The organism is Humiphilus diazotrophicus (assembly GCF_059726315.1).
Genome location: NZ_AP040870.1, coordinates 100,001 through 120,490, shown reverse-complemented (window position 1 = coordinate 120,490; position 20,490 = coordinate 100,001). Strand labels below are relative to the sequence as shown.

Genomic DNA, 20,490 nt, shown 5'->3' with positions numbered 1-20,490 from the left:
ATCGTGGAGGGTCTGGTGGCCCTCCACTGGTAAATTGCAGATTTACTTGAGCTATACGGGGATCTCCTGATTGCTTATCGTCTTTCCGTGAACTGTTGTCTTCCCTTCTTCGCAGAAGGACTTCAACCGAAGAAGGTCCTCATCCAAAACACGCTTCGGATCGACACCAAAGAGCGATGCCAAGGTATGAGTCACGACACCGCCCATAGGGTTATAGGAGATCCGAAGATGTACGCGAGTACCTTCGCTGGCAGTCGGATTGAAGCGAACAATTCCGGCGTTTTGCATCTTCGCTCCTGGAATACTTTCCCAGGCAAGAATCTTGTTTGGCACACACTCCGTCATCATTGCGTCCCAGGAAATTGAAACGCCGGCAGGACCACTTACCGTCCAGTGATAAACTCCGTCTGCCATCTTCCGAACTTCTTTTACATGCGACATCAGCTTCGAGAAGCTCTCAGGGTTCGACCAGAGTCGATATACCCTCTCCACTGGAGCATGAATCTCGATTGTCTTTTCCAGTTCGATTCCATGCCGGTCTTCCGTCAACCCCAGGGCACCCCGCAATGGGCGGTTCGCTATTGCACGCAAGAGAACACTGCCACCGGCAACTGCGAGAGGGAATCCCTTCGGCCCCTGCTTATATCCCTGGCGGAGTGCCATGATTGCTGCCGCGCCAGCAAAAACTCTCGCGGTCGGTGACCATCTTTGCTGCCTCCACTCCGGCAACGGGCCGCGGAACGATGAAGGCCCCGCAGTGTTTTTCTGGATAGTCAACCGGTTCTCAATAGACTTCACTCCGCGTACAGAATAAAGACGAGGAATCAAGCCCCCCATCTCTCGGTCAGGAATAATTCCTGAAATCATAATCTTGCCGTGCGTTACCACAACATCTATCGAACTCGGACTGGACACAATTCGTCCTAACCTGGTTCGTACGCGCTCCACCAAGACCTCGTCCGATACCTGCTCTACCGTAATTGCACAAAGAGTCTTCGAGATTGCCCCACGAGCCCGGTTTCCTAGATCTCGTACGAATTTTCCTCCAGCATCGGCACAAACACGCAGAAGGTGTCCGGCCTTGTCCCGCACGTGCTGGCGCCGTCGTGTACCGGAGTCGGGATCGAGCATATACATGAGGCGTGCGCCGACTACCGCGCCAGCCAGGAAACCGCAGGTTCTTTTGTATGAGTCCATATCCACTCCTTTCTGCAGCAATCTTGAGCGATTGCCCGCCTTCCTACTAGCAAGCTCTACATTTTTCGATGCTTGCAATTTCCTACAGATAGCCAGTAGCTATCAACTCTTCAAGAAGAACGCCCAGATAGGGTCACCGGCATACGGTGGACAGTGAGGAGCAGCTTTCTTGGGCCGAGGCAATAAAGACCTCCATCTATGACATACATGGAAAGATAGTGTCTTACATGATGTAAAACAACACCTAAAGTATCCGAGCAAGTAACAGCAGCAGCGTTTTCCTTGAATATAGAGATGTTAGCAGCGATTACAACATCCATTACCACCTTTGGCGCCCCTTAAAAAGGTTGCATCGCAGTGATATATCGCGCATATTTTATGCATCAACTCTTCATGGAGCGTGGCAGGCAAGTTTCAGGCTTCGTAATTTAGACCGCAAGATATCAGATTTCGGTTATCAGCATTTATAACATGGATATTTTTAGACAACACACTTACTATGGTTAGCGTTATTCTCTATATCATCAGAAGCAAAAATAGCAAGAAGCTAATATGCACTCCATAAAATCTCTCCAAGTGTAAAGAGAAGGAGCATAGAAGATGCAGAATCTCAAATTCCGATCAGCGAAGATACCTGCAGGCAGCGAGTTTCTTCCCGGTGATTTCGTGATTCCTGCAAATGCATTTGGAGTGGTCATTTTTGCTCATGGTAGTGGCAGCAGTCGTTATAGCCATCGCAACCGTTATGTCGCTGGGGTTCTGCAGCAAAGGGGAATGGCAACACTGCTGATCGATCTACTCACAAAAGACGAAAAAATCGATTGCCGGAAGGCTGAGTTACGTTTCGATGTTCCTCTTCTTGCGGAGCGGATACTTTCAGCCGCGGAGTGGGTGGAACATCAACCGGACGTTGTATCCATGCCTATTGGCTTCTTTGGAGCCAGTACCAGCAGTGCAGCCACGCTGGTTGCCGCAGCACAACATGGACAAATTGCGGCGGTGGTCTCTCGCGGTGGACGCCCGGACTTGGCAGAGGACGCATTATCAAGCGTCTCTTCCCCTACCCTGCTGATTGTGGGCGGAGACGACGTTCAGGTTCTCTATCTCAATCGGGTAGCCTATGCGCAGCTACATGTCCCTAAAAGATTCGAGGTCATCCCAGAGGCAAGCCATCTTTTCCCTGAACCTGGCAAGCTGGAGCAGGTCGCATTCCATAGCGCAAATTGGTTTGAGAACTATCTCCAGGCAGAATGGATGACACGCCTGAATCAGTTAGGCGCTCCCCGCGCCGTGAATAGCTAAAAAGGCAATAGACCCACTACGGCCTTCGGGCAGCCAAACAAGCTGAAGAAACCTTGAGGATGAGAGTGGGTAGGCTTTGAGGACCTACCCGAACTCTTGAGCTACTTCTTTTTGGAAGGAGCAATGACATCCTTCACAGCCTTGGCGACGCGGAACTTCACGACGGTCTTGGCCTTGATCTTGATCTGTTGGCCGGTCTGGGGATTGCGGCCCATGCGGGCTTTACGCTCCGCCTTCACCAAACGTCCGATCCCAGGAATCACAAAAAGACCGTTCTTCTTGGTCTCTTTCACCGCGGTCTCGGCAAGCAAGTCGAAGGCGGCTGCAGTTTGTTTGTTGGTCAGCTCCAGCTTCTCGGCAAAGTGCTTTACGAGCTGCGTCTTGGTGAATGTTGTTGCCATTACTTAATTTCTCCTAGTTGAAAAAGGTACTGCTGTTAAACAATACCTCGACACTATAACCCGAACACAGGAAATCGTGCGAAAAATCAGGGGGATGTCTCAACTAATACAATGGGGAACCGCATAGATCGTGGCGATTGTGGATTCCAAGGGACGATTCGAGAAGATTTTCCGCACAACCGAAGGGCGCTTAGCGCTAAGAATCCGCCAGCTCTGCACCGTCAGAGAGACTCCCTGACGGCCTGCCGCCCCACGGGAAAAGGTCCTTGATCGACAGTCATATAGCGGTATAGAGCTATTCGCTCTACGAGAAATCTGTTGACCTTTTCCCTTTACATCCATTTTCTAAAGACGGAAAAATCAAAAAGTCAGGTCAACAGGTTTACCCTATTGCTCCAGGCTGAGCCGCATGAGTACTGAGGATACAGGTAGTTCTTGTGTATCGGAATAATTCCAAATCCCGAGAGGTAGCGCTTCCCTTATTGATTACTGCTTGTCCCTTTAACCGCTCTTCCACCCTACTCACGCAGAGCAATCCTTCCGCGGTATTCCTTCATTGACCCGCCAAACCGTGAAAGATATGATCCGACCCAATAGGAACATTTGTTCCCCATGTCGTAATTTGTTCCCTCCTGGTGCCCTATCGGCGGTTTATGTGAGGACGCAGGAAGACGAACGCATCCTACGATTCATTGCAAGGACAAGAACCCATGCGTATTTCTCTCATATGCGCGCTAGCCGTCTTGTTGTCTGCCGGTATAGCTGCCGAAGCACAGGAATTCACTCTCGAACAGGCTCTGAGCGCACCGTATGCCTCAACCCTGGTGGCAAGCCGTACAAAGAATCGATTCGCATGGGTAGAAAATCAGGAGGGCAAGCGGAACCTCTGGCTGTCAGAACTCCAGGAAGGCGGCCGGTTCAAAACACGCCAACTCACGCACTACGACAAGGATGACGGCCAGGATATTTATCAGATCGCGTGGACTCCCAACGCAGAACAGCTCGTTTACGTTCGTGGGGGAGACGAAGAATATCCGTCGAGCTCCGTTCCAAATCCCACCCTCAATCCAGAGGGAATCGAACAGAGCATCTGGCTTATCTCCACAGCAGAAGGAGCCCCCCGAAAGCTGAGCCAAGGATATAGTCCGGTTGTCTCCCCCAAGGGAGATCAGCTAGCTTTTCTCCTTCAGGAACAGATCTATGTTGTAGATCTGCGTGATCCACAGAGCCAGCCGAAACAGCTACTCCACACACGAGGAGAGATATCGTCTCTAGTTTGGGCACCCGACGGACATGCGCTGGCTTTCGTCAGCGAGCGTCCCAGCCACAGCTTCATCGGCGTCTTCGATTTTGAGGCAGGTCAGCTTGTGTATCTCGATCCAAGCACGGATGAGGATGCCTATCCAACATGGTCCTCGGATAGCCGCCAGATCGCTTTTATTCGGACGCCTTCCCACCCGAACGGAGGCTGGATGGAAGATCGAAGGACCGACAGTCCCTGGTCACTTCGCATCGCCGATTCCGCAACCGGTAAAGGACGCATGGTCTGGCAGGCAAAACAGGGCCGCGGGAGTGCCTACTACGAAATCTCAGGAACTCAACTCTTCTGGACAAAAGATGACCTCCTCGTCTTTCCCTGGGAAGGCGATGGATGGTGTCATCTGTACTCCATTCCAGTGGCGGGCGGAACACCCGCTCTACTTACTCCCGGCGAGTTCGAGATTGACGATCCGATTCTACGTAACGACGGCAAGACGATCCTGTACTCCTCCAACCAGGGAGATATCGATCGCCGCCACATCTGGAAAGTCTCCGTTTCAGGTGGCAATCCGGAAGAACTGACTCCCGGTACTGGAATTGAAGTACAACCTGTTGAAGCAAATGGAACAATTGCGATGCTGCGGGCCGACGAGCACACCCCTCTTCGCCCTGCATGGATCCAGGCCAATGGAAAGCTACAGGACTTTGTACCGGAATTAATTCCCGCAGCATATCCAGGAGCAAAGTTCGTAACACCTCAGCAGGTTCTCTTCCCTGCGAAGGATGGTTTACCTCTCCATGGGCAACTCTTTCTTCCTTCAACGGCCAACGACGGCAAGCAGCATCCTGCTCTTGTCTTCTTTCATGGTGGCTCGCAACGCCAAATGTTGTTGGGCTTTCATGCGATGCGTTATTACTCGAATGCGTACGCCATGAACCAGTACTTGGCCAGCCGTGGCTACATCGTGCTCTCGGTAAACTACCGCAGCGGTACCGGCTACGGTCTGAACTTCCGCGAAGCCTTACATTACGGACGAGGCGGAGCCAGTGAATACAACGACGTACTGGGAGCAGGTACGTATCTTCGTAGCAGGAGGGATGTAGATCCGGCCCGCATTGGCGCATGGGGCGGCAGCTACGGAGGTTTTATGACGGCCTTGGCATTGGCACGTGCCTCCGACATCTTTGCTGCCGGAGTAGACATGCACGGAGTTCATGAGTGGATGCCGCCTTCAGGGTGGAAAGCGAAGCCTATTCCTGGTGCAAATGATGCGGCACTCCAGTCAGCATGGGATTCTTCCCCCGTCTCCTCCATGAGCACCTGGAAGTCTCCTGTATTGTTAATCCATGGAGATGACGATCGAAATGTCCCCTTTTTCCAGACAGTACTGCTCGCCAGCCTATTGAGAAAATATGGGGTGGAATATGAAGAGCTCATCTTTCCCGATGAACTACATGGTTTTCTGCTGCATCGTTCCTGGGTTACCGCATATAAGGCAGAGGCAGATTTCTTCGAACGGCATTTGATGAATCTTCCTGTTGCAAAGGCAAAATAAGAGATACCTCTTCCCCTGGAGGACTGCGATTGCACAACCGATCTTTTTGTCGTTTTGTGCTTACGGGATGCTTGTCTCTACTTCTGGGCCAGACGCATCTTCATGCACAAAAGCTGGATCTTCTGATTCATGGTGGAACTGTTATCGATGGCTCCGGATCTCTGGCGAGACAGACCGATATCGGGATCATTGGTGATCGGATTGTCTTCCTTGAAGCCAGCACTAACAGAAGTGCCAGACGCATAATCGAGGCCCACGGCCTTGTTGTTTCTCCGGGATTCATTGATCCACATACACATACAACCGCAGATCTCCTCGATCCCAGACGTAATCGCAACGATGCATATTTAACGCAGGGGGTCACAACCGTAGTTACCGGAAACGATGGTCAAGGTCCGGTTCGGACAGGTGAAATCCTCTCCAGGTGGGAGAAGCAAGGAATCGGAACGAATGCAGCCATCTTCGTGGGCCAGGGGGAGGTGCGTCGTGAAGTAATGGGACTGTCTGACGCACAGGCGACGCCCGATCAGATTTCTCGCATGAAGGAATTAGTGGAGAGCGCAATGAAGCAGGGTGCTATTGGGCTCTCCTCCGGCCTCTACTATGCACCTGGCAACTTCGCAAAGACAGACGAGGTAGTCGCACTTGCCAAAGTAGCGGCCTCGAATGGCGGCCTTTACGATACTCATATTCGAGATGAAAGCACATACTCCATAGGGCTGCTTGCCGCCATCGACGAAGCCATTCTTATAGGCAAAGAAGCTCATATTCCCGTAATGATTTCGCACATTAAGGCTCTGGGTGCAGAGGTCTGGGGAACGAGTCCGGAAGTCATTGAGCACATCGAAAGGGCACGGGCAGAGGGACTCAACATTACAGCAAGTCAGTATCCCTACACGGCTTCGGGAACAAGTCTGATCGCCTCTTTGGTGCCGAGATGGGCAGAAGAAGGAGGCCGTAACGAGATGCTAGCGCGCTTCGACGATCCCTCCATCCGTCCAAGACTGCACAAAGAGATGGAGAAGAATATGCTACGCCGAGGAGGCGCCGATTCACTGCTCATCACCTCTACGCCAGATAAATCGACACAAGGGAAAACCCTTGCAGCCATTGCGAAGGAAAGACAGGAAACACCAATCGAAACGGCAATCTCCATCATCAAGGAAGGCGGAGCAGGAGTAGCCTCTTTCAACATGCAGGAAAGTGATATCGAAACATTCATGCGCCAGCCCTGGGTCATGACCTGCTCCGACGGTGTAGAGGGCCATCCACGCAAATACGGCACGTATTCAAGAAAGATTCGTCGATATGTCTACGATAAACATGTCATCAGCCTGGAATTTGCCATACACTCCAGCACTGAATTGCCGGCTGAAACCTTAGGATTTCAAGATCGTGGACTTCTGAAGAGCGGATACTTTGCCGATATCGTCATCTTTGATCCCAAGACAATTGCCGACCGGGCTACTTACGAAGCTCCAACACTGCCCTCTGCCGGCATTCGCTATGTCATCGTGAACGGCAAACTCGCTATCGATAATGGAGTTCTAACACCTAACCTGGCTGGACGAGTCCTGAAACATGCACATTAGATCTTTATTGACACCTAAATCGGCCACATATTTGCTGATCTTCTTTCTCGGCCTCTCTGCTGCAGGACAAAAAATGGGCTCAATCGCTATTGTTGGCGCGCGAGTAATCGATGGAACCGGCTCTCCAGCCAGAGTTCAAAGCGTTCTTATCCATGATGGACATATCGCAGACGTATCCGATCACCTGCGGATTCCTGCAGACGCACGTGTGATTCAGGCCGAGGGGCAGACCCTATTGCCAGGACTCTTTGATTTGCACACGCATGTGAACTCTTCTGCAGGCGATGGCGTCGACGACACCGGGAAGAATCTGAAGGCATATCTGGCGTGTGGAGTTACCACCATCAACGACTTCAGCTCCTATGGCGAGATGCTTGCCCCACTGCGCGCTCTTCTGCATGAACGAATTCTCGCAGGACCGAAGGTGAATTTTGCTATCCGCTTCAGCACTCCAGGCGGACACGGAACTGAGTTTGGCTGGGGTGATTTCTTTACTCAGATGGTCAGCACTCCGGCAGAAGCACATGCCGCAATGAGAAAGATACTTCCCTATAAGCCTGATGTCCTCAAAGTTTTCACCGATGGATGGAGATACGGGCGCGGACAGAATCTGACCAGTATGAATGTCGAAACCCTTTCAGCCATTGTTCAAGATGCGCATGAGGCTGGAATCAAGGTGTTCACCCATACCGTCACCTTGCAGGGAGCAAAGATTGCAGCACTTGCCGGAGTCGATGTTCTTGCCCACGGAGTGGGTGACGCGCCGATTGACGATGAGCTCATTTCTTTGATGAAGAAGAGTGGAACGGCATACGTCTCAACCTTAGCCACCTATGAGCCACGTGCGCTCAGACCTGACTCATCACGGCTGTTTGAGGTCATTCCCTATGCCGACAGAGACTCTGAGGACCTTCAGGCCGCCCCGAAGCAACTCCCTGCCGACGATCCGCAAACGAAACGATGGCGCTATTTACAAGAGAATATACGCCGCATCTCTGCTGCTGGCATTCCAATTGGAGTTGGAACCGATGCCGGAGTCACAGGAACCTATCATGGATGGGCCACTCTGCATGAGCTGGAATTGCTGGTTTACTCCGGCTTGACTCCTTTGCAGGCGCTGACAGCAGGGACTGCCATCAGCGCTCGCCTTACAGGAAAAGATGACGACCGGGGCCTCATTCAAACAGGAAAGATTGCTGACCTGCTGCTCGTTAGAGGAAAGCCGGATATGAAGATTGAAGATATCGAGAATACGAGTGCTGTTTTCGTTGCAGGAAATGAGCTGGATTTGCAGAAACTGCAGACGGAAATCCGTGATTCACGATTGACGCACCTTCCATCGCATCCAGTTTCTGCGCTAATCGACGATTTCGAAAGAGAAGACGGACGTTCCAATCTCAATACACTACCGATAGACAACACAGATCGCGGTCCCGATCACGCAAAGGTTCTCATCAGCTTTTACTGAAGAGCTATCGAGATTCACCAATCTGCAATAATCGCAGTGAATGATCTGCTTATCCTGACTAAGGAGGCGAGTTCACCGCTAGTTTGTTTGCTATCCGGTTTCTCGCTGGCAATGTCTGGATCCTGAAGGATTATCGTTAAATTTGTGTTATCCTTTAGGTTTGCACCCAACACGTAAGGAGCTGTATGTCGAGTATCACATCTTTCATTAAGCACCACTATCGTCACTTCAACGCCGCCGCCCTTATTGATGCGGCTGAAGGATATAACAAGCTACTTTCGTCTGGCGGCAAAATGTTTGTCACCATTGGCGGCGCGATGAGCACTGCAGAGCTTGGTCTTTCTCTCGCAGAGATGATTCGCCAGGACAAGATTCATGGAATCTGCTGCACCGGCGCAAATCTGGAAGAGGATGTCTTCAATCTCGTAGCTCATGACTTCTACGAACGTGTCCCACACTATCGCGATCTGACCCCGACAGAAGAACTAGGTCTCTTGAATCGTCACATGAACCGCGTTACCGATACTTGCATCCCCGAAATGGAAGCTATGCGCCGTATCGAGAACGAAGTTTTGGAAGAGTGGGTTGCGGCAGACAAAGCTGGTCAGCGCTTCTTCCCTCATCAGTTCATGTATAAGATCCTGCTCTCCGGAAAGCTTGAGAAGTCGTATCAGATCGATCCGAAGAACAGCTGGCTTCTGGCTGCGGCCAAGAAGAACCTGCCCATCTTCGTCCCCGGCTGGGAAGACTCCACGCTTGGAAATATGTATGCCGGTCATTGCATCAGCGGTGATGTAAAGAATGTCCACACCGTGCGCACTGGCATCGAGTACATGATGGAGCTCGCCGAGTGGTACACCGAGACGACAAAGAAGACGCCTCTTGGTTTCTTCCAGATCGCAGGTGGTATCTCCGGAGACTTCCCGATCTGCGTAGTCCCGATGCTGCACCAGGATCTGCAACGTAAAAATGTGCCGTTGTGGGCATATTTCTGCCAGATCAGCGACTCTACGACAAGCTATGGTTCCTACTCCGGAGCCGTGCCGAACGAAAAGATTACCTGGGGCAAGCTACACGTCGATACTCCGAAGTTCATCATCGAATCGGACGCGACTATCGTTGCACCTCTGGTATTCGCCTACATTCTCGGCTGGTAGTCTAGATAATTCCCATTCAGGAACGCCCGCACGTTTGCTGCCCCGCGCAGACAAATATGTGGGCGTTCTTTTCGAATAAACAGAATGCTCAAGGCTGAGGCTCGCACAAAAGCTTAACTTTCATTCCACAAGTGGTACATCACTAATGGAATATTCCACTAATAACGGATAAGGCTATACCTGAGAGCAACTTGCAAATGGATTCCCTCTCCTTATCCTCAAGCTCGACTATTTCCATGCTTGAACAAACTTTGCTTAAAAGAAAGGGGTTATGCAAAAGATGTATTCGGATAGCAATAAGGTGTTATTGGAATCTCGTTTGTAACATGCCTACTGCTACTTGACCTATCCCTATCTATAAACAGGACAAGTGATTAGCCTCAACAACTACAAAACTCATCATTCCCGCCATACCCCGAAAGTGTTAGATCCATTTAGATAGCCAACATTTGAAAGATGCGTTAAAAGAGTTTACGTGAATGCCGATAACGCCAACATATCTTTGAATGCTAAAGTAAGTACCACAGCATTATCATTAGGGAAACTTAATTACCTTAGGTACCCCTGGCTCCTCTTACATTTGCATGACGCTCTGTCATAATAGCCCTCAACAACATAACTAATTGCTATTTGGCTAATGTTTTGGCAGGCAGCACGTGCCTCTGCACGTCCGTGGATAGTGCCCCTGGCCAGCACATCTGATCGCACGCAGCTTCGGCTTACGTGTGTCCAGATGTTAGTGGGCACTCGAGTAGCATTGCCTTGTTCGACCGGCACGCTCTTTCGAGCCCCCTCAAGCCTAAACAGCGAAGAGAGTCGGCATGAGACATCAAAATTCGAACATTGCACGTGGTACGCTCTTATCTGCCTGGGTCCTCATACTGCTGTCCGTCTTTAGCCTGAAAAGCGCGCATGCGTATGGTGCCTTCGGGGCAAGCGCCACACAAACTATCTTACTGACTGCGTATAACGCAGATGGTGCTAATACCGGAACAGGTCGCCTTGGTCTAGGGATTTCCATTGTTCCTACTGTGCGGAATGCAACAAACACCGCTGTGACATGGACTCTGCAAGGTGCCGGAAGTTTATCTACCGCTGGCAAATACACGGCACCGACTACCATGCCCGCCAACTCAACGGTAACTGTTACAGCTACCTTGGTTGAGAATACTTCCGTTTCTGCGTCCTATACCTTCACCCTGATTAATCCGATTCCAGCTGTCTCCGGATTTTCGAGCTCTCCCCTCTCTGTCGGTGGAACAAACTCGATTACGGTGAACGGTTCTGGCTTTGTTCCAGGAACAGTCATCCTTGCGAATGGAGCAGTTGTTTCTGCAACCTACCAGTCCTACTCGACCATGACGGCTCAAGTTCCGGTCGCAGGAACAGCTACCGGATCCATCAGCCTGACGGCCCAAAATGCGGCTCCCGGTGGCGGTACCAGCGGCGCATACCAAGCTACGATAGCTGCACCAACGATTACCTTGACTGCCTATAATGGAGACGGAACAAATACCGGTACAGCAAGGCTTGGAGCGCGGGTTTCTATCGTTCCCGCAGTAAAAGGTTCAATCAATACTGCTGTAAATTGGAGCGTAACCTCGGGTGCGGGATCGGTTGATTCCAGCGGCTACTACACAGCACCGAGCATAATGCCTTCAAGTTCGTCCGTAACAGTAACAGCTTCTTTGGCGGTAAATTCAGCAATTACGGCTTCGTACACCTTCTCCCTCGTCAACCCTGTTCCGAGCATCACAGGCTTCTGGAATTCACCGCTGTCAGTGGGTGGAACAAATTCGATTACAGTCAAAGGTTCGGGATTCGTTCCTGGAACAGTCATTCTTGTCAACGGAACCGCTGTATCGACAACATACCAGTCTTTCACCAACGTAACAGCGCAGGTCCCAGTCTCTGGTACTGCGACAGGCTCGGTTAATCTGACTGCCCAGAATGCAGCTCCCGGCGGCGGAACCAGCAACGCCTATTCCGCTCCTATTGCCACACCTGCGATCACGCTAACCGTATATAGCGGAGACGGCACAAACACCGGTACAGCACGTCTTGGAACGAGAATTCATCTGCAAGCAAATGTCACCGGTTCTATCGATACGACAATAAACTGGAACGTAACCTCTGGTGCAGGCTCTGTTGACACAAGCGGATATTACACCGCCCCGACGACAATGCCTGCCTCCTCTTCTGTTGTTGTTACAGGCAGCCTGAACGCGAATCCAGCAATCAAAACCTCCTACAGCTTTTCACTGATTAACCCTGTCCCATCGATTTCCAGCACCTACCCGACACAGGTAAAGACTGCGATGACCAACTCGGTTGCAGTCATGGGATCGGGTTTCGTAACAGGTACGCAGGTTTATGTAAACGGAAGCCCTGTACCGACCACCTTTGTTTCCTGGTCACAGCTGACAGCTCAAATTACCCTGGCGGATAACGCCACCAGCAATCTCACCGTAACAACGGTCAGTCCCGCGCCCGGTGGTGGCACCAGCGCCTCCGTTCAGCTTCCGCTCTTGCTCAAGACGATTCAGATCGATGCCTATAACTCCGAGGGCGTCGACACAGGTACCGCTCGCCTCGGCTTAACAACGCAATTCTATTTGATGATTACAAACGGACCAGGGAGCACAGACGCGACGTGGTCCGTGCAAGGCGGGGGGTCCATCTCCGGCAGTGGTCTCTACCAGGCCCCTTACACGATGCCAGCTAGCAGCAATGTAACGGTAACGGCAGCGCTCATTACCAATCCTGCGGTAACGACCTCTTATCAGATCTCTCTGCTAAACCCGGTCCCGGTTATCAGCGGCAGCTTCCCTGCTAATTTGGCCGCAAACCAGTCCAATACTGTCACCATCTCCGGAAGCGGCTTTGTACCGAATACCACGATCCTGGTAAATGGGACCTCAGCAACAACGACCTATGTTGCTCCGGATACCGTTAAGGTTCAAATCACGCCAGCAAACGGAGCTACTTCAGTAACCGTTGTTGCAACCAATCCTAATCCTGGCGCCAGCACCAGCGTCTCGTTCCTCATTCCAGTCGGCGCAGGCGCGACAGTGCCCGTCACAATAGGATCGCAGGCAGGCCAACAGATTCCTCTGGACTTCCTCGGCTTCTCGCATGAATGGGGAGATGCCCAGAACATCCTCGGATTTACAGCTATCGGCACCAATAACATCTATCGCCAGCTCTTGAAGAATCTGATGAATGGAGCCACCTATCCCTTCCTCATCAGAATTGGCGGAGGAAGTACCGATGCCACGGGAGAACCTACGGACAAAACTATTCCGGCCTTTGCAGAACTTGCGAATGCCATGGGTACACGTTTCACTCTGGGCGTGAACCTTGGCGCTAACAATGTCCAACTTGCAGTGGACCAGGCTACGGCATATAGCGCTCAGATGCCTACGGGTTCTCTAGCAGCCATCGAGATCGGGAACGAACCCGATGACTATCAATACAGCGGCGCGAGAGCCAGCACTTATTCTGTCAACGACTACTACAATGACTACGCAACATGGCGCTCTAACATCCTGCCGGTACTACCCAGCGGCATAAAGCTCATGGGAACCGCCTGGACCGAGCCCAAGACCGTAATCAATATTCCGACCTTTGTGCAGAAGGAATGGCAGAGCACCTCGATCTTCTCGTACCACTTCTACGCGGGCCATCAATACGGCAATCCAACCTTCGCCAGTGACTTCCTGCTGCAGCCCTCTTCCTCCACGGCAGCAGCAACCATGTTCGGACCCTATATCGCAACCGCACATCAGAACGGGGAGCTCTTCCGCGTTGGTGAAATGAACTCGATCGACACAGGTGGAGTCGCCGGTATCAGCGATGCTTTTGGCTCCGCTTTGTGGGCTGTCGATAGCATGTTCGAATTGGTCAAGATCGGTGTTGATGGGGTCAACTGGCATGGAGCAAGTGGCTGCACATACTGTGCCTTTACCTTCGGAAGGGCCAATGTAGGAAACACCGGCATTTACACCCTGCAAGAAGTTAGTCCGCTGTACTATGGAATGCTCTTCTTCCAGATGGCTGCTGGAAATAACGCCAAGATGCTTCCCGTCACTCTGGGGACGACCAACGCCAACATCAAAGTTTGGGCTACCGTTGACAAGAACAACGTTGTTCACATCGCTATCCTGAACAAAGACAAGACGTTTGCCGGAAATGTTGCGGTAACGCTTGCAGGTCATGGCGATGCTCAGACTATCAGGTTGATGGCTCCCACCTATCAATCGACCAGCGGAGTTTCGATCGGTGGACAAACTTTCGATGGCAGTATCGACGGAACAATCGTTGGTACTCCCGATAGCGAGACCATCTCAGCTTCCAATGGTGTCTACACTGTCTCAGTACAGCCCACAAGCGCTGTATTGCTCAACATCAGGTAAGAAGTAACCTTAATAATCTGCTAGGGCAAGCCAAACTATGGCTTGCCCTCTTTTTCTGCTCTGGAACAAGCTGTGTCCTGCTATTCAGCAGCATTTCTTGAAGAGATACATCATAAGCCGGACAACCAAGAAATGAATGTTCAGAGAAACTTCATCCCATTACGGATCTCTTGATGCGCGTAATCCATTGGCATTATCGCCGCATCTATCTGGATAACGGGAGATATACTCCAATGCTGCGATATTCTCGAAACTGGTGGGCTTGGTTTCTTCGGGGCATTATCAGTATTTTCTTTGGCATCTATAGCTTTGTAGAACCTCACATAACCCTTGTCTTGCTGGTCCTGGCTTTCGGGATTTACGCGTTGGTCGATGGAGCCGTGCATCTGCTTGCAAGCTTCTTCAGAGCTAATCATTTTCGAATCTGGCATGTCCTGGAGGGCCTGCTGGGCATTCTCGCCGGAACCTTCACCTTCCTCTGGCCACTGAGTACTACCTCCGTGCTTCTAGCTTTGGTGGCAATTTGGGCAGTCCTTTCCGGAATCGTTCGCATTGTCCACTGGACAGGACTACGTCAACTTTACTTTCAGGAATCGACGCTCCTCTTCAGCGGCATTCTATCGATCCTCTTTGGCGTAGTTTTTCTTGCGGCCCCAATCGTGGAAATGCTGACAATCTCTATGAGCATAGGAATTTATAGCTTTGTACTGGGCATTCTCTATGTAAGGCTGGGACTCTGGCTGCGCACACATCATCCAACCTTATTTGCAGCTGCTGGAAGCTTGTAACAGCGGTTACGGCTTTGATGCTACTGGCGAAAGCCCTAATTCTGCACGAATTGCGTTATAGAGAATCGGGATCTCTTGACGCTCCTGATCTGTTCGCTGCTTATCAATCTGTTCCTGCCGATGACGACGCTCTGTCTCCGCCTGTTGCTCCTGAGTTGCCCTATCAATTTGTTCTTGTAACGACGACGGCACCGGAGAATGCTTCTGGAGATATTCCGCTCGCATGGCAAGCAGGTGATGTAAAGGAGTAGGAATAGCAGGCTCTAGATCCCGCAGATCAGCATCGAGTCTGTCCCAGATGTGAGCATCGAATTCCACCACATCCTTACGCAGTTCGATAATGTGCTCGAATTGCTTGAGAACCTTTTTGTCTTTTCTCGTGCGCGCGAGAGACCTGGCCGTTTCGAGTGATTGCCCTGCGTTGCTCGAAACCGTTGATTCATCACAAGCAGCAGTCAAAATCCTCTTTACATCACTGCTAAGGTGATTCTGGTAGATCCAGTACCCAGCCAGGACAACCAAACCTGCCAGAATCCACCCCAAAGTTGGTCGAGTCAGCTTTCTCGCCACAAAGATCTCCTATCATCGTTTTTCGGACGATGAGGAAATATCTTGAGCGGAACACGATATAGTCACTGAACCTAGGATGCGCTTCCGAAATGGATTATCTCAATTCGACATGGTCAGGAGAGTAGCAGCAGCAGCAAGCACTACTCCAGCTAACAAGCAGGGGAAATAAACCATCGCCAGGCAAGCCATCCGCAGCAGAGTCTTCCTCCTCGAGCCACCGAAAACTCTTCTCTGAGCAAAAAACAGATATAGCGGCACGGCGATTGTTACAGCCCAACCGATAAGCACTTCAAGAAAGCTCCACTTCGTAAAGCCTGCGAGGAGATATAGGCTCAGGGCAAGGAAGAGGAAAGAATGGTAGTGCAGTGAGAAATAAACAAAGCCGGGATAGTGATACTTGCGATTGTGATAAGCAATTCTCAATCCCAAAGCAAAAAGCGGAACAATAAGGAACATGACGCGGGATATGTTCGACAGGAAGACGTGTTCGAATTCATCCGGATGCTCTACCGCATGAAAGATACGATCTTTCCAATGCTTACGCGTTGTAGGCTGCTCACCTTCAGATTTCAGCTCTTGATGAATCTCATCGATATCTTTCTTATCCATCACCTGAACTTTGGGCTTGGCACCTGAATGAGCTGCAAGCAAGAAAAAGATAAGGCTAGTGGTCAAATAGAGGCGAATCGTCCCTATATGTCTTGCCCTTTTACCTTCCAGAAATTCGATGCTCAGGCGCCCTGGACTAAATAAAAGCAATTTGAGGGTGGAGACAATCTTGCCATCCAGATGGACAAACTCATGGATGAATTCGTGCAGAAGGTCATGCAGCGTAGGATCCAGAGATTTATCAGGCTGACCGCACATGGCACAGAAATGCCCGTGTAAAGGAGAGCCACAGTTCTTGCACCGGGTCGATTCTTTATCTGCAACTGCGATGACTGATTCTGTACTTGCCATGTAGCAGATTATAAAGGCCTTGCCTGCATTTTCGAGCTAAGAATAACGGCAAAGAATTTTTAGGTTCAGGTGCAGATCGAAGATTGCGGTTCAAAACAAAAACAGAGGCTTGAGAGACAGACTGTTCTATCTTCTCAACCTCTGCTTTTGATCAGTGGTACCTATTGTAACTACTTCTGTTTCTTATGCCCGGACTGTTTCTTCTGTGCATCGAGGAAGCGGCGAACACGATCCAGAGTTCGGGCCTTGCCAAAGGTCACCAGGCTCTCCATCAAGGGAGGACTCATCAAGCTTCCCGTAACAATTGCACGCAGGAGCATGAAGTTTTCCTTAACCGACCAGGATTTCGATTCTCCAAGCTGTTTCAACGCCGACTCCAAAGCCTCAATCGTCCAATCGGTCGCTTCGAGCACGGTAAGCTGCTCCCCTACAAAGGCGAGGGTCTCTTCCAAAGTCCGTTTCTTGGGCAGGAAGACTTCCTCTGCCGGCAAAATGTCATCCGCCATGAAGAAGTGTGTCAGATTTCCGAACTCACCCAAGGTCTCAATGCGTGTCTGAATGAGAGCTGCAATGTCCTTGAGATAACTATCTGCAAGAACCGTTGATCGCAGTGCAGCATAGAAATCATCGAGCGAAAGCGAGCGTAAATATTCGCCATTCAGCCACCTGAGTTTGGTCAGGTCGAATACAGGGCCGCCAAGTCGGATGTTCTTTACGTCAAAGTGCTGGATCATTTCATCCAGATTGAACTTCTCGCTGGCGTTGTTAATCTCTGACGGCATACCACCGCCCATAAGTCCCAGGAAGTTCAGAATTGCTTGAGGAAGGAAGCCCGCCTGGCGGTAGTAGATGAGGGATACCGGATTTTTGCGCTTAGAGATCTTGCTTTTGTCGATATTGCGCAATAGGGGCATGTGCCAAAAACGAGGAAGCTTCCAACCAAAGTTCTGGTAGAGGAGAACGTGTTTGGGAGTTGAAGAGATCCACTCCTCAGCACGAATCACATCGGTGATCTGCATGAGATGATCGTCAACAACGTTGGCCAGATGATAGGTCGGATAGCCATCCGATTTCAGAAGGACCTGATCGTCGACATTGTTGTGATCGAAGGTGATCTCGCCGCGCAACTCATCCCTGAAAGTAGTGGAACCGTGCGAAGGCACCTTCATGCGGATTACGAAGGGCTTTCCGGCAGCGATATTGGCATCGACTTCTGCTTGTGTAAGCTCCCGGCAGGTTCCGGGATAGCGGGGAGGAAGCTTTGCAGCCATCTGCCGCTTACGCGCAGCTTCCAGTTCTTCCGGAGTGCAGAAGCAACGATATGCCGTTCCGTTCTCAATCAGCTGGTTGGCATGTTGATGATAGATCTCAGTACGTTCGGATTGCCGATAAGGGCCAAAGGGACCGCCGACATCCGGACCTTCGTCCCAGGAGAGGCCAAGCCACTTCAGAGCCTCGAAGATCATCTGCTCCGAGGTAGGAACAAAGCGGGTGCGATCCGTGTCTTCAATACGAAGAATGAACTTTCCATTTCGTTGGCGGGCATAGAGGAAATTGATAAGGCCAATGTAGGCGGTGCCAACGTGAGGGTCGCCTGTAGGCGACGGAGCAATACGAACGCGAATATTCTCTTCTGTCTGATCGATCTTTTCTGTCATAGTTGCCAACTTCAAATTTGATTATAAAAGCAGCGTGGAGCTTCCAGTTGTGAGCTTTCTCTCACTGAGTCGATTAGTTAACAGCGGAGCTTTGGAGTGAATAAGCGGCCGATGTTGTCGTCGCCTAGATGAATCGGTCCTTGTCACAACACGGAGGAGGACTAAAACAGATCGGTTTAGCAGTAGGTCGGAAATACTGGTGAATGCAGGAAGGAAGGGTGAGCATCGAGCTCGGTAACCGGCTGGCCGATTTATCAGCTGCCCGGAGTTAAGCTGTCCGGATCTTAGCTGACCGGTTTAGCAGCAAAGCAAAAGGCCAGCTCGTAAAGAGCTGGCCTTTTGCTTAAGATTTAATGCCGGCGATTGCCTAATCTCCCACACAATTTCTCGTGCAGTACCATCGGCCCAGTGAGGCTTAACTTCCGTGTTCGGGATGGGAACGGGTGTGACCCTCACGGTATGGTCACCGGCAAACTTGGTCGACGCCTGGCAGGATGTTTTTCCTGCAGCCGGCTTCCTGTTCTAGGTAGTTTTTCCTAGTAGAAGCTGCAAATCTAGCGTCAAACAAACTTATTCGAAACGAAATAGATTGTAACTACGAGGCTTGAAGTCTCTAGAGAATCAAGCTCTGCCGCACTGCGGAGAGTTAATTCTATGGACAAGCCGAACGGGCGATTAGTACTGGTAAGCTACACGCATTACTGCGCTTCCACCTCCAGCCTATCAACCAGATGGTCTTTCTGGGCCCTTCAGGGAGATCTCATCTTGGGGCGTGCTTCCCGCTTATATGCATTCAGCGGTTATCACAACCGAACTTCGCTACCCAGCCGTGCCTTTGGCAAGACAACTGGAACACAAGAGGTTCGTCCATCCCGGTCCTCTCGTACTAAGGACAGCCCCCCTCAAATCTCCTACGCCCACAGCAGATAGGGACCGAACTGTCTCGCGACGTTCTGAACCCAGCTCACGTACCGCTTTAATAGGCGAACAGCCTAACCCTTGGAACCTTCTACAGCTCCAGGATGCGATGAGCCGACATCGAGGTGCCAAACCATTGCGTCGATATGAACTCTTGGCAATGATCAGCCTGTTATCCCCGGCGTACCTTTTATCCGTTGAGCGATGGCCCTTCCATACAGAACCACCGGATCACTAAGGCCTGCTTTCGCATCTGCTCGACTTGTTGGTCTTGCAGTTAACCACACTTATGCCTTTGCACTCGACGGCTGATTTCCAAACAGCCTGAGTGTAGCTTCGCGCGCCTCCGTTACATTTTGGGAGGCGACCGCCCCAGTCAAACTACCCGTCTAACTATGTCCCTCTTCCAGATCATGGAAGTAGGTTAGAGTCACAGCACTCGCAGGGTGGTATCTCACCATTGGCTCCTCCAAGTCCGAGAACCTGGAATCAAAGCCTCCCACCTATCCTGCGCAGCAAGAGCCATAAATCATAGTTAAAGTGTAGTAAAGGTGCACGGGGTCTTTCCGTCTAGCTGCGGGTAACCGGCATCTTCACCGGTACTACAAGTTCGCCGAGCAACTCGTTAAGACAGTCGTACGATCGTTACGCCATTCGTGCAGGTCGGAACTTACCCGACAAGGAATTTCGCTACCTTAGGACCGTTATAGTTACGGCCGCCGTTCACCGGGGCTTCAATTCAAAGCTTCGCCTTGCGGCTAACCTCTCCTTTTAACCTTCCGGCACCGGGCAGGCGTCAGCCCCTATACGTCGTTTTCGACTTAGCAGAGACCTGTGTTTTTGTTAAACAGTCGCCGTACGCGCTTCACTGCGGCCCACCTTGCGATGGGCGCTCCTTCTCCCGAAGTTACGGAGCCAATTTGCCGAGTTCCTTAACAAGCTTTCACTCGAGCGCCTTTGGATATTCTCCTCGTCTACCTGTGTCGGTTTGGGGTACGGTTCCCAACTACTCTCCTTAGAGGATTTTCTCGGCAGCGTGGAATCAGCATCTTACACCCATACGGGCTTACTTTGCGCCTCACTGTTGCCTATCCGGATTTGCCTAGATAGACCAGCTTACGCGCATCGACCGCCATAGCCATAGGACGGCATGCTTATCCTTCTGCGTCTCCCCATCGTCAAACGAGAGTTGGGAGCTCCGGAATATTAACCGGATGTCCATCAGCTACGCCTTTCGGCCTCGCCTTA

At 51.1% G+C, this 20,490-nt stretch carries 12 protein-coding genes and 2 rRNA genes (1 of these 14 running past the window's edge); 7 read left to right on the top strand and 7 right to left on the bottom strand.

What is annotated here, in order from left to right; all coding sequences use genetic code 11:
- Positions 1 to 51: 51 nt before the first annotated feature.
- On the bottom strand, positions 52 to 1,197 hold the full coding sequence (locus AC6I7T_RS02380; RefSeq protein WP_497791685.1) for an SRPBCC family protein: 1,146 nt from the start codon (positions 1,195 to 1,197) through the stop codon (positions 52 to 54).
- 600 nt (positions 1,198 to 1,797) lie between these two features.
- Between AC6I7T_RS02380 and AC6I7T_RS02375 the strand changes: the two genes are divergently transcribed.
- A complete protein-coding gene (locus AC6I7T_RS02375; protein WP_497791684.1) occupies positions 1,798 to 2,499 on the top strand; it encodes a dienelactone hydrolase family protein in 702 nt (233 codons plus the stop codon).
- A gap of 101 nt (positions 2,500 to 2,600) precedes the next feature.
- On the opposite strand, the gene AC6I7T_RS02370 is transcribed toward AC6I7T_RS02375, so the two are convergent.
- Positions 2,601 to 2,900: an HU family DNA-binding protein gene (locus AC6I7T_RS02370; protein WP_497791683.1), complete on the bottom strand. Its 300-nt coding sequence runs from the start codon at positions 2,898 to 2,900 to the stop codon at positions 2,601 to 2,603.
- 710 nt (positions 2,901 to 3,610) lie between these two features.
- Here AC6I7T_RS02370 and AC6I7T_RS02365 point away from each other — a divergent pair.
- From AC6I7T_RS02365 to AC6I7T_RS02340, 6 genes are all read left to right on the top strand, one after another.
- Complete coding sequence (locus tag AC6I7T_RS02365; protein ID WP_497791682.1) at positions 3,611 to 5,716, top strand: S9 family peptidase; 2,106 nt, start codon at positions 3,611 to 3,613, stop codon at positions 5,714 to 5,716.
- Positions 5,717 to 5,787: 71 nt separating this feature from the next.
- A complete protein-coding gene (locus tag AC6I7T_RS02360; RefSeq protein WP_497791681.1) occupies positions 5,788 to 7,308 on the top strand; it encodes an N-acyl-D-amino-acid deacylase family protein in 1,521 nt (506 codons plus the stop codon).
- Positions 7,298 to 8,776 carry an amidohydrolase family protein gene (locus AC6I7T_RS02355; protein WP_497791680.1) on the top strand — a complete coding sequence of 493 codons (1,479 nt, stop codon included), beginning with the start codon at positions 7,298 to 7,300 and terminating at the stop codon, positions 8,774 to 8,776. The genes AC6I7T_RS02360 and AC6I7T_RS02355 overlap by 11 nt, the downstream gene beginning before the upstream one ends.
- 185 nt (positions 8,777 to 8,961) lie before the next feature.
- The gene (locus AC6I7T_RS02350; protein WP_497791679.1) at positions 8,962 to 9,933 is read left to right on the top strand and encodes a deoxyhypusine synthase family protein; all 972 of its coding nucleotides are present in this window, start codon (positions 8,962 to 8,964) and stop codon (positions 9,931 to 9,933) included.
- Between the two features lie 821 nt (positions 9,934 to 10,754).
- Positions 10,755 to 14,348: a glycosyl hydrolase family protein gene (locus tag AC6I7T_RS02345; RefSeq protein WP_497791678.1), complete on the top strand. Its 3,594-nt coding sequence runs from the start codon at positions 10,755 to 10,757 to the stop codon at positions 14,346 to 14,348.
- A gap of 233 nt (positions 14,349 to 14,581) precedes the next feature.
- On the top strand, positions 14,582 to 15,136 hold the full coding sequence (locus AC6I7T_RS02340; RefSeq protein WP_497791677.1) for an HdeD family acid-resistance protein: 555 nt from the start codon (positions 14,582 to 14,584) through the stop codon (positions 15,134 to 15,136).
- A gap of 6 nt (positions 15,137 to 15,142) precedes the next feature.
- Here AC6I7T_RS02340 and AC6I7T_RS02335 read toward each other — a convergent pair whose 3' ends face one another.
- The 5 genes from AC6I7T_RS02335 to AC6I7T_RS02315 all read right to left on the bottom strand — a co-directional run.
- Positions 15,143 to 15,706 (bottom strand): hypothetical protein, encoded by a 564-nt coding sequence (locus AC6I7T_RS02335; protein WP_497791676.1) that lies wholly within the window; start codon positions 15,704 to 15,706, stop codon positions 15,143 to 15,145.
- A 99-nt stretch (positions 15,707 to 15,805) separates the two neighbouring features.
- Entirely contained in the window at positions 15,806 to 16,666 is an 861-nt protein-coding gene (locus AC6I7T_RS02330) for a DUF3667 domain-containing protein (protein WP_497791675.1), read from the bottom strand.
- Positions 16,667 to 16,836: 170 nt separating this feature from the next.
- Positions 16,837 to 18,324 carry a glutamate--tRNA ligase gene (gene gltX / locus AC6I7T_RS02325; RefSeq protein ID WP_497791674.1) on the bottom strand — a complete coding sequence of 496 codons (1,488 nt, stop codon included), beginning with the start codon at positions 18,322 to 18,324 and terminating at the stop codon, positions 16,837 to 16,839.
- 354 nt (positions 18,325 to 18,678) lie between these two features.
- Positions 18,679 to 18,795, bottom strand: a 5S ribosomal RNA gene (rrf, locus tag AC6I7T_RS02320).
- 183 nt (positions 18,796 to 18,978) lie between these two features.
- Positions 18,979 to 20,490, bottom strand: a 23S ribosomal RNA gene (locus tag AC6I7T_RS02315) (it continues 1,410 nt past the right edge of the window).

Bases quoted from the DNA above. Each gene is read 5' to 3' on its own strand.
- AC6I7T_RS02380 (WP_497791685.1), bottom strand. From the start codon at position 1,197: ATGGACTCATACAAAAGAACCTGCGGTTTCCTGGCTGGCGCGGTAGTC.
- AC6I7T_RS02375 (WP_497791684.1), top strand. From the start codon at position 1,798: ATGCAGAATCTCAAATTCCGATCAGCGAAGATACCTGCAGGCAGCGAG.
- AC6I7T_RS02370 (WP_497791683.1), bottom strand. From the start codon at position 2,900: ATGGCAACAACATTCACCAAGACGCAGCTCGTAAAGCACTTTGCCGAG.
- AC6I7T_RS02365 (WP_497791682.1), top strand. From the start codon at position 3,611: ATGCGTATTTCTCTCATATGCGCGCTAGCCGTCTTGTTGTCTGCCGGT.
- AC6I7T_RS02355 (WP_497791680.1), top strand. From the start codon at position 7,298: ATGCACATTAGATCTTTATTGACACCTAAATCGGCCACATATTTGCTG.
- AC6I7T_RS02350 (WP_497791679.1), top strand. From the start codon at position 8,962: ATGTCGAGTATCACATCTTTCATTAAGCACCACTATCGTCACTTCAAC.
- AC6I7T_RS02345 (WP_497791678.1), top strand. From the start codon at position 10,755: ATGAGACATCAAAATTCGAACATTGCACGTGGTACGCTCTTATCTGCC.
- AC6I7T_RS02340 (WP_497791677.1), top strand. From the start codon at position 14,582: ATGCTGCGATATTCTCGAAACTGGTGGGCTTGGTTTCTTCGGGGCATT.
- AC6I7T_RS02330 (WP_497791675.1), bottom strand. From the start codon at position 16,666: ATGGCAAGTACAGAATCAGTCATCGCAGTTGCAGATAAAGAATCGACC.
- gltX (WP_497791674.1), bottom strand. From the start codon at position 18,324: ATGACAGAAAAGATCGATCAGACAGAAGAGAATATTCGCGTTCGTATT.